Source organism: Vibrio sp. 1402 (assembly GCF_033340275.1).
Window position 1 is genome coordinate 1 of record NZ_JAWOWE010000716.1, and the last position, 516, is coordinate 516.

General features: G+C 48.3%; 1 protein-coding gene. It reads left to right on the top strand.

The window, feature by feature from the left end; genetic code table 11:
- Positions 1-516 (top strand): STAS domain-containing protein (locus tag R7044_RS28100; RefSeq protein WP_225456382.1); only part of this gene is annotated, 516 nt, incomplete at both ends.

Sequence of the window (516 nt, forward strand, 5' to 3'; positions counted from 1 at the left end):
TATTTCCGTGCTAGTGATTGGGGATATTCCGGGTATCACACTGGCAGTTCTATTAGGTCTATTTCAGTTTTTACGCATCGTCATGCGACCAAGTGACCAACTACTGGGTCTGGATGAAAAAGGCACCATTCGCACCATTGATGAAACCGGAAAAGCGTCTCCAATTCCGGGAATGGTGATTTATCGCTTCAACTCACCGTTGACCTACTTTAATGCGCCGTACTTTAAGCGTCGTTTGCTAGAGCACGCAGAGCAAAACAAAGATGTCAGCTGTGTTGTAGTCGATGCCGTATCAAGCTTTACTCACCTAGATTTGAGTGTCATGGCGACATTGGCCGACATTCACGAAGTGCTCAAGAAAAGAGGAATACGATTAGTCCTCGCGGGAAGAAAACGCCGCTTGCGTCAATGGTGTGAGTTAACGGGAATAAGCACCAGCGAAGGCGGGATTTTGCTGCGTGCCGATATGTATCTCGCGATCAAACGCAGTGGCAACTACCTCAGCGCACTCGGTGA